Source organism: Bacillus sp. ILBB4 (genome assembly GCF_035064545.1).
Lineage (GTDB): Bacteria > Bacillota > Bacilli > Bacillales > Bacillaceae_H > Priestia.
In genome coordinates, this window is sequence record NZ_JAIQVD010000003.1 from 929,778 (window position 1) to 938,801 (window position 9,024).

Consider the following 9,024-nt stretch of genomic DNA (forward strand, 5'->3'; position numbering starts at 1 on the left):
TTATTGAGCAGGGGCATCTACTTTTTCAGCTTGCCAGTAAAATTGGCTAATGACATCAGACAGTGCTTTTGCTGTGTTGGTTAATTCGTCAAAGTTATTATCAACTCCGCCCACTTCAATTAAAATCGCATTTTTAGAAACATCTTGGTTATATACACCGTTACCGCTGGATTTGTTTTTGCCAATAACTCCGCGGCTTAACCCAGGATATTTCTTTTCAAGACCTTCATGAAGCGCTTTTGCCATCTTTAAGTTTTGTTCAAAGTTTTGATTTGCTTTCCCTAAAACAAACACAACTTTTGCATACGATTTATTGTTAATCTTAATAGTTGTATTATCTTTTCGAAGCGAATCTCGATGCAAATCGATAAAGTAAGTTAAATCTCTATTCTCAGTCATCGCCGTTTCAATGACTGTACGAGACATGGCATACGATTGGTTGGTGTTCCAACCTTTTTCTTTTAATTTCTGTCCAATATTGGTTTGATCTACTTCTGTTCCAATTCCCTGAGCCTCTAAATCTTTTCCTAGCATATTTGCGACTATATTAATATTGGTTTTGCTATCTACAGCTTTATTAGCATCTGGATCACCTTCAAGTCCTAACAGAGGCAAGTAAGATTCCCAGCTGTGTGTATGATAAATATAAAATACCTTTTTTCCGCCAGTTGTATTATTATTTGGAGCATTCGTACCATTGTTTTCTTTAGGTTGCTGAACTTTTGTAGTAGAATTTCTTTCTTTTAGCGTTTCATCTAACGGCGGTGCAGATTCTCTAGGGAAGTTTGTGAAATTTGTGCCTTCACCGGCGATGATAATATTGGAGTCATAAATACTGAATCCAGGAAGTTCTGAACCAAACAAGCTTCTCGCGTCTTCTGCTCGAATACTTGTTGATAACTCTAGCAGTGTAGAAGAAAGACCTGGAGGCGAGTAATTTTTATCAAAAGCCGTTGAAAAATGATGATTTTCCTGGCTCATCAAATAATAAAGGCTTTCTGCTTTATGCCTCGATAACGTTTGATAGACAATAGAAGAATTGAACTGTTCTTTAAATGCTGAGTAGCTCACTAGAACAATGATAGATGATGTCATTAAAACAATGGATAAAATAACAAGAACCATCTTATATGTTAACACTACAAAATTGGCGCGATTACTAGATTTCAATGGCGAAATCTCCTCTCTATGTCAGCATCAGGCTAATAGGTATGAAGGACTTTGCTAATCTAGTAATGATTATATGAATGGAGACTTCTAATTATGATAAGCATTTAATAGAGAAAGTAGTCTTCAAAATCAAAAAAGAAGAATCACGCGAGATATAATCTCATATTCTCCGTGATTCTTCTTCAAATAGACGTCGGATGGCTTCGCCTTTTGGAGTGAGGCTGAATCCTTTTTTCTCTTTTTTTAGCAGCTGATAGTTTTGCAATTCTTGTAAATACGTAACGATGCGCTTGCGCTTTACGGAACTTAACAATCCAAATGCGGGTATTTTATCGAGCTCTTTTTGACGAATGCTGTTAGTAGAAACACCTTCTAAAATTTGTACGTAACTCTGCTGAGTTTCCGTGTTCTTTAAGGTATCTATAAGTGTTAGTAACCGTAGCATTTGGTTTGAATCAAAAGTTATTTGACCGATTTTTAGGGGAGTCGAAAGCAGATCCTGACGCTGCTTATGAAGTTCATTTTCTATCTTAGCGCTTATTTCTGTCAGTTTCTTTTCTATTTCGTTTGGATCCATACAACATGTAAATTTGTTTGTTTCCTGCAGCAGGGTGACATCTGGAAAATTCCATTGTGAAAACCATTGAATGGAACCAACTTCGAGCTTTGCATTCGGTGTTTTTACTTGTAATACCTTTTGAATGAAGGAAAGAAAGGGATCGTTTTCCTGTAAAACTTGTCTTTGATTAAGTTGATAAGTGGTTAGGCTGCACAATTTGTCTTAGATTTCTTTGATGTGCACTTCATGATGCTTTAAAAGACTTTTCCATTTAAAAAAGACCAGTAGTTTTTGAATCACTTCTTCATTTTCATCTATAATCTCTTCGAACTGCCGCTGAGTTGTAGCTAAGCGTTTCGCTGCTAGCACTACATTATACTCATCATCGAGTGAAATAGCATCATTTGCAACATCATATGTTACGGCGAGACCTCTGTTTTCTGAAGTTAAGCGAATGATCTCGTTTTCTCCGTGAACAGTTAATACCGTATCTTCCGTATCTGAAAATCCTCTCTCAAAGGCGGTGTAAGGAAGAGATCGAAAAGGTCTCATAATGATTTCAATCCGATTGCGCCAAAAAGCAATTTGCTCAGGGTTTTTCATAATAAAAAGCAAAGGTGATTTTTTTGATTGTTCAATTGCTTCAATCACATCTGCATTTCGATGATAAAGGGAAATGAGCGGATGTTTGAAGAAACACTTATTAATATGTTGAATCCATTCTTCTTTGAAAGAATCATGTATCCTAGCGCAAAACATGTAATCTTTCATAATACTTCCGAGGTAGTTTTCCAACTCATTTTTAGTTAAAACCGTAAAATCTTGAGAATAAAACTCATCATGATGAATAGGAATGCCGCGATTCTTATTATATTCTTTCCATAGAAATGAAGTTGGTTTCCAAAAGTGAGGATAAACGTCTTCATTTTTATCAATTGCGACGGGAAAACCGCCCCTATGACTTCCATATAAGAACGTTTGAAAAAGGACTATATCTTCTTGAGATAACTCATTCATTGCTCGCTCAAAGTAGTCATTTAAACGTCCAAGTAGCCCTTTAGTATGTTTACTTCCTAAGGACCGAATCGGTTTATTTTTGCGTCCGAGCGGAAGGAATGTTAAGTGGTTGTAAGCTGTAAAATCAACAGGCAAATTTTCTGGTAAAGTCATTTGTCTAACTCCTTTCATTTATTGAGTATTTTACCTATTAAAGAAGAGAAGAAAAAGTTTTAGTGTGTCTTGAATATAAGAGTTATTTTTTAAATTTTCTGTTAATTAATCTGTAGAAATCAAGAAAAGGGATTCAAAGTAATTTTGAATGGGTATAGTAATAAAAATTTTGACACATATTATCGAATATATATGAATGTTGTCAAAAAAAACAACAAAAGTGATGATTCATCCAAAGGAGGAAGCTTATGGAGAATAAAGGTCCGTTTAAAAAGACGATATCCCTATTAGATTTAACATTGATTGGATTAGGGGCTATTTTTGGCTCCGCTTGGCTGTTTGCCGTTAGCAATGTCGCTACGCAAGCCGGTCCTGCAGGAAGTTTTTCTTGGGTTATTGGTGGAGTTATTATTTTATTAATAGGCCTTGTATACGCTGAGCTAGGGGCTGCCTTGCCTCGTACAGGAGGAATTATTCGATATCCTGTTTATTCACACGGTCATCTTGTCGGCTATATGATTTCATTTATTACTATTGTAGCGTACACGAGCCTAATCGCTATCGAAGTAACAGCTGTGAGACAGTATGTGGCCTACTGGTTTCCGGGTTTAACAAAATCTGGATCTGATTCACCGACGATATCTGGATGGATTCTACAATTTGTGTTGCTTTGCTTATTCTTTTTACTCAATTACTGGAGTGTAAAAGCATTTGCGAAATCGAATATTATTATTTCTATTTTTAAATATTTTGTGCCGCTTACAGTAATCGTAACGCTGGCATTTTATTTTAAGTCAGGAAACTTTACGATGGGAGAGTTTGCTCCCGGGGGGTTTGATGGTATCCAGGCCGCCATTGCCACAGGCGGGGTTATGTTTGCCTACTTAGGCCTTCATCCAATTGTATCGGTAGCTGGAGAGGTGAAAAATCCTCAGCGTAATATTCCAATTGCTCTTGTGATTTGTATCATTCTAGCAGCTCTCATTTATACTGCTCTACAAGTATTATTTATCGGAGCTATTCCATCTGACATGATTAAAGGCGGTTGGTCCGGCATTCAAGATAAATTCTCACTGCCATTTAAAGACATCGCTGTTGTTCTTGGTCTTGGGTGGCTAGCAACACTTGTTATTTTAGACGCCATTTTATCACCAGGTGGTAACGGTAATATTTTTATGAATACAACATCTAGACTTATCTATGCTTGGTCTCGTAACGGTACGCTATTTAAAACGTTTGCTCATGTGGATAAAAAAACAGGGATTCCTCGATCATCTCTATGGCTTTCATTAGGACTTTCGATTTTTTGGACACTGCCATTTCCTTCATGGAATGCACTCGTAAACGTATGCTCTGTTGCGCTTATTCTTTCTTACGCAATTGCACCAATTTCATCAGCGGCCTTTATGGTGAACGCAAAAGATTTGGAAAAGCCTTTTAAATTAAGAGGAATGAGTATAATTGGTCCATTATCCTTTATTTTTGCTTCCTTTATTGTCTACTGGTCAGGATGGAAGACTATTTCATGGCTGTTAACTTCTCAATTGGTTATGTTTGTTATATATTTGATTTTTGCTAAATATGTGCCTAAAAACGAAGTAAGTCTCCGTCAGCAGATTAAATCAACTTGGTGGTTAGTTGCTTATTATATCATCATGCTCTTTATTTCTTATATTGGTTCGTTCGGCGGAGGAAAGGGTTTGATCGATACGCCTGTAGACTTAATTATCATAGCGGTCGTATCTCTTGGGATTTATTATTGGGCTAAATATACGGGCCTTCCAAAAGCGCTTATTGATTACGATCACCATCCTGAACAGGAAGAAAAAGCACCTGTATAACCTGTAAAGCAGCGATATTCGCTGCTTTTTTCTATGTTATTTGAACATGAATTTCTAAAGTTTGTCGTATAATTTAGTAGGAAAGAAGGAATTAGCACATTATTGTTTAATTAATGTAATGTAACCGTTTTAAATCCAACGCTTGGAGGAAGAGTATGATTGAAAAAATAATAAATTCACTTCGAAAGCGGCTGTGGGAAAACAATAATGTTATAGAAGTGTGTAAAAATGAAGGAGAAGTATACAGAACCACTTGTACTTTTTTTGATGGAGTAAGCAAGAATCAACTGAATGTTTTTGAAGAAGAAATGCATGTATCACTTCCTGAAGACTACAAGCAGTTTTTGCAGCTAACAAATGGGTGTAATTTGTTCATTGATGCTGACAAAAAAATAGCAGGGAATCTTTATAGCTTAGAAGATGTAAGAGAAACAGCTTATAAAAGTCAGAGTCTCTATATGACAATTGGGTCTGTTGGAGAAGAAGAGATTATCATTGACTCCAAAAAATCAGCGCACTCTGCATATATAATAGTAAAAAAGCGGAACGCATCGTTTCAAGATGCACATGTATTACATATGAATTTTCAGAAATGGCTGGATTGTTTTATAGTGAGTCAAGGGAATTGTTTTTGGCACTGGAATGAGCTTTGTAATAAAGTTCATTCAACGGACAAAAAGACGACGGCTCAATAATATTATCTTCTCGAACTTAAAAGCAGAGCGTATAATCGTTCTGCTTTTTGTATAGTCATTATAAGCTAGAACAGCGCAGCGATTCTAAAAGGTTATGAGTATGATTGTATAGAAATTGTCTAATATCTGAGTTGTTGATAAGTTTGGTCCTAAAGCATTAGTCACTCCAGGTCTTGTGCTCGTTATCCTATCTCTTGTACTTTTTAGTCAACTCGCTGCTTCTACGAGTGTAGCTTATGTTGTTGCGCTACACGTGATCATGTTGATTGGTACTTCTATGGTGACGATGCCTGCACAGACTACCGGGTTAAATCAGCTCCCTAAGCAGCTGTATCCTCATGGCACAGCAATAATGAATACATTACACCAAGTGTCCGGAGCAATTGGAACTGCGCTATTTGTCAGTATTATGTCTTCTGGAAAAGAGAGTTACGTAAAAGGGGTAAATGAACCAAATACAGCTTTAGCAAAAGTGAATGGACTGATTTCCGGATTGCAGCAAGCATTTTTTATTGCTACTATCGTTGGAGTGATTGCCCACGTCTTATCTTTTTTTCTAAAACGAACTCAAGCTCCAGAAAATTCTTCGACAGGAGTTCCTATCAAATAAACGAGCACACTAGTGTGCCCGTTTATTTATATAGAAGGAAGACGTTCCCAACCGTATGCTTCGTCTTCAACTTTAGTTTCTCCAAACTGACTTGTGCGATTCAAGATTTTTTTGCCGCCTGATTTTTTATAAAACTGAACGGCTTTCTTATTTTTCTTCATAGCCCAAATAATCATAGACGTATATTGCTGATCAGCAAATTCTTTTACTGAATGAGAAAATAGAAGGTGACCAATTCCTTGGTTTTGCACTTCCTTGCAAACGTATAGCGCGTATATTTCAGCACGGGACAAATGAGGCTTACCTGCTGAAAAGCCGACAATCTTTCCTCGTTCATCGATAGCGAGCAAAATAAAATGAGAAGGCTCGGTAAGAAAAAGGGACCATTTTTCTGTACTTTGTTTATAAGATAAGCTTTTTAAATAAGCATCAGGTACTAATCCTTTGTATGTAATGCGCCAGCTGTCAACGTACAGACGGGCAACAGAAGGGATGTGAGAGGAAGTAGCTTTAATAATTTTCATTAAAAAATCTCCTTTTTAAAAATATTAAGGCATATAGTATACCTTTCAGCCTAAGAATATTATGAAAAATAGATCATAATTTTCCAGTAATTCATAAAATGGTAAAAAAGGTGGTGTTCATTCTCACTCTATCACGGTAAAGTGAGAATATACATTTGTTTTGTTGTTTTAATTTTTGCTATATGTATAATGTCTAACGATCTATTTGTTATTCACCTTTACTAGTCTATCAAATAGTTTTGTTAAAGCCAAAGGGGCATAGGGTAAGTAATGTCAATTCAGCTGCGTTTTATTTTAACGTATATCAGTATTGTGTTTGTCTTTATTATTTTGCTTTTTTTATCGGGCTTTCTCATTTTCTTCTCCATTACTGGAGACGCCGATTTTGTAAGAAAACTGTACAGTCACTCCTATGAGTATAAATTGTTAACGCCAGAAGAAGAAAATGCATTCTTAGATTTAAAGTTATTGAGTGAAGAAAAACCGGAGCAGCTGCTGCGGCCGGAGACGGTTAAAAAATATGAATTTGAAAATATTGATATTGTGATTCAAAAAAATACAGAGGTTGTATATGCTTCAGAATCCATTAAAGGAGAAAACCTCCGTAAATACTTGCCAAAGCATCAAAAAAGTAAAGGAAATCATTCGTATCAGCAGGACATGCTGCGCATAGGCAAGCAGTACTTTACATATATCAACCTTGATTTTCCTTTCTCGAATCAAGAAAAAGGAAGCATTTACGTTTTGCGAAAAATCAGCCCTTATGTAGGCATTATTAATCGAATTTTCCCTTTTTTAATCTTTCTACTATTAATTTTAGTAATTGTGATTATTGGATTTTTAAACTATCTTGTTTCAAGAAGTATTATTAAACCCATTCGTGAATTAAAAGAAGCGGCTGAAAAAATAAAACAAGGTGATCTTCACTTTGAGATCTCTGCTAATTCAAAGGATGAAATAGGCGAATTAACGCAAGCTTTTGAAGAAATGAGGCAAAAACTAAAATCTTCTGTTGAACTGCAAATTCAATATGAAGATAACCGAAAGCAGCTGCTTTCAAGTATTTCACACGATTTACGAACTCCTATTACTTCCATTGTAGGATACGTAGAAGGAATTCAAGATGGAGTAGCTAATACGCCAGATAAGCTTTCTAAATATTTGTTAACGATTTCAACGAAAGCAAAAGACATGAATGCGTTAATCGATGAGCTGTTTTTATTTTCTAAATTGGATTTGCACGAAATTCCATTTGTGTTTAAAAAACTTAATATTTCTGCATTTATGGAAAGTTATGTGCAAGAGCTTCAGTTTGAAATGAGCGAACATGATATTGATGTTTTATTTTCTAATGATTCTCTAACGACACTGTATGCAAAGGCAGATGCTGAGCAGCTGCGAAGAGTTTTAATAAATTTAACAACCAACAGCATTAAATTTATGGATAAAGAAAGAAGAAGAATCGATATCGTTCTTTCTGCTACCGAAAGTGAACTCATTATTGAAGTGAAAGACAATGGCGCAGGGATTTCATCGGAAGCATTAGCGCATATTTTTGACCGGTTTTATCGAGCAGAACAGTCCCGCAATAGCAATACTGGAGGAAGTGGACTTGGACTGGCCATTGCAAAACAAATTGTTGAACGCCACGGGGGAGACATCTGGGCATTAAGTAAGCTTGGCGAAGGAACAAGTATTTTCTTTTCTTTGCAAAAAATGAATGAAAATGGTGATACACATGAAGAAGATATTGTTAATTGAAGATGAAGTAAGTATTGCTGAATTGCAAAGAGATTATTTAGAAATTAACGATTTTGAAATAGACGTTCAATATAGCGGTGATAAGGGATTAGAAAAAGCGTTAAATGAAAATTTTGATCTGGTTATTTTGGATATTATGCTCCCTAAAGTGAGCGGATTTGAAGTGTGTAAGCAAATTCGAGCTGCAAAAGATATTCCAATCATTTTAGTTTCAGCTAAAAAAGAAGAAATCGATAAAATTAGAGGGCTCGGGCTAGGTGCAGATGACTATATTACCAAGCCATTCAGCCCTGGGGAGCTGGTCGCAAGAGTCAAAGCGCATTTAGCGAGATATGAAAGACTCTCTGATAAGCAGGAAAAGCGTATGATTCGTATTCATGGCTTAGCGATTGACAGGCTCGCTAGAAGAGTATTTGTCAATGATAAAGAAGTGTTTTTTACAGCGAAGGAATTCGATTTGCTGAAGTTTATCGTTTCTCATCCAAATCAAGTATTAAGTAAAGAACATCTATTTGAAAAAATTTGGGGATTTGATTCTTCAGGAGACATTTCAACCGTAACAGTTCACATTCGAAAACTAAGAGAAAAGTTAGAAGAAAACCCAGCAGATCCTCAGTACCTAGAAACGGTTTGGGGAGCAGGGTACCGGTTTAATATTTAAAAAAAGAGATCGGAACGATTAATCGTTCCGATC

9 protein-coding genes are annotated in these 9,024 nt (G+C 36.1%); 5 read left to right on the top strand and 4 right to left on the bottom strand.

What is annotated here, in order from left to right:
• From spoIIP to LAV82_RS16945, 3 genes are all read right to left on the bottom strand, one after another.
• Positions 1-1,170: a stage II sporulation protein P gene (spoIIP, locus tag LAV82_RS16935; protein ID WP_029322119.1), complete on the bottom strand. Its 1,170-nt coding sequence runs from the start codon at positions 1,168-1,170 to the stop codon at positions 1-3.
• 160 nt (positions 1,171-1,330) lie between these two features.
• Positions 1,331-1,945: an RQC domain-containing protein gene (locus LAV82_RS16940; protein WP_499716526.1), complete on the bottom strand. Its 615-nt coding sequence runs from the start codon at positions 1,943-1,945 to the stop codon at positions 1,331-1,333.
• A gap of 6 nt (positions 1,946-1,951) precedes the next feature.
• Positions 1,952-2,899 carry an RQC-minor-2 family DNA-binding protein gene (locus tag LAV82_RS16945; RefSeq protein ID WP_499716528.1) on the bottom strand — a complete coding sequence of 316 codons (948 nt, stop codon included), beginning with the start codon at positions 2,897-2,899 and terminating at the stop codon, positions 1,952-1,954.
• Positions 2,900-3,147: 248 nt separating this feature from the next.
• Here LAV82_RS16945 and LAV82_RS16950 point away from each other — a divergent pair, with 248 nt between their 5' ends.
• From LAV82_RS16950 to LAV82_RS16960, 3 genes are all read left to right on the top strand, one after another.
• Entirely contained in the window at positions 3,148-4,740 is a 1,593-nt protein-coding gene (locus LAV82_RS16950) for an APC family permease (protein WP_013057301.1), read from the top strand.
• Positions 4,741-4,895: 155 nt separating this feature from the next.
• On the top strand, positions 4,896-5,435 hold the full coding sequence (locus tag LAV82_RS16955) for an SMI1/KNR4 family protein (RefSeq protein WP_013057300.1): 540 nt from the start codon (positions 4,896-4,898) through the stop codon (positions 5,433-5,435).
• A gap of 175 nt (positions 5,436-5,610) precedes the next feature.
• On the top strand, positions 5,611-6,045 hold the full coding sequence (locus LAV82_RS16960) for a lincomycin resistance protein LmrB (protein ID WP_499716529.1): 435 nt from the start codon (positions 5,611-5,613) through the stop codon (positions 6,043-6,045).
• A 26-nt stretch (positions 6,046-6,071) separates the two neighbouring features.
• Here the strand turns inward: LAV82_RS16960 and LAV82_RS16965 are convergent, their stop codons facing one another.
• On the bottom strand, positions 6,072-6,569 hold the full coding sequence (locus LAV82_RS16965) for a GNAT family N-acetyltransferase (RefSeq protein ID WP_013057298.1): 498 nt from the start codon (positions 6,567-6,569) through the stop codon (positions 6,072-6,074).
• Positions 6,570-6,839: 270 nt separating this feature from the next.
• Here LAV82_RS16965 and LAV82_RS16970 point away from each other — a divergent pair, with 270 nt between their 5' ends.
• Together LAV82_RS16970 and LAV82_RS16975 are read left to right on the top strand one after the other, a co-directional pair.
• Positions 6,840-8,330 carry a sensor histidine kinase gene (locus tag LAV82_RS16970; RefSeq protein WP_029322108.1) on the top strand — a complete coding sequence of 497 codons (1,491 nt, stop codon included), beginning with the start codon at positions 6,840-6,842 and terminating at the stop codon, positions 8,328-8,330.
• Complete coding sequence (locus LAV82_RS16975) at positions 8,308-8,991, top strand: response regulator transcription factor (protein ID WP_499716530.1); 684 nt, start codon at positions 8,308-8,310, stop codon at positions 8,989-8,991. The genes LAV82_RS16970 and LAV82_RS16975 overlap by 23 nt, the downstream gene beginning before the upstream one ends.
• The last annotated feature ends 33 nt before the right edge of the window (positions 8,992-9,024 follow it).

Excerpts from the sequence above, each read along its gene's own strand:
- LAV82_RS16945 (WP_499716528.1), bottom strand. The coding sequence starts at position 2,899 with ATGACTTTACCAGAAAATTTGCCTGTTGATTTTACAGCTTACAACCAC.
- LAV82_RS16950 (WP_013057301.1), top strand. The coding sequence starts at position 3,148 with ATGGAGAATAAAGGTCCGTTTAAAAAGACGATATCCCTATTAGATTTA.
- LAV82_RS16955 (WP_013057300.1), top strand. The coding sequence starts at position 4,896 with ATGATTGAAAAAATAATAAATTCACTTCGAAAGCGGCTGTGGGAAAAC.
- LAV82_RS16965 (WP_013057298.1), bottom strand. The coding sequence starts at position 6,569 with ATGAAAATTATTAAAGCTACTTCCTCTCACATCCCTTCTGTTGCCCGT.
- LAV82_RS16970 (WP_029322108.1), top strand. The coding sequence starts at position 6,840 with ATGTCAATTCAGCTGCGTTTTATTTTAACGTATATCAGTATTGTGTTT.
- LAV82_RS16975 (WP_499716530.1), top strand. The coding sequence starts at position 8,308 with ATGAAGAAGATATTGTTAATTGAAGATGAAGTAAGTATTGCTGAATTG.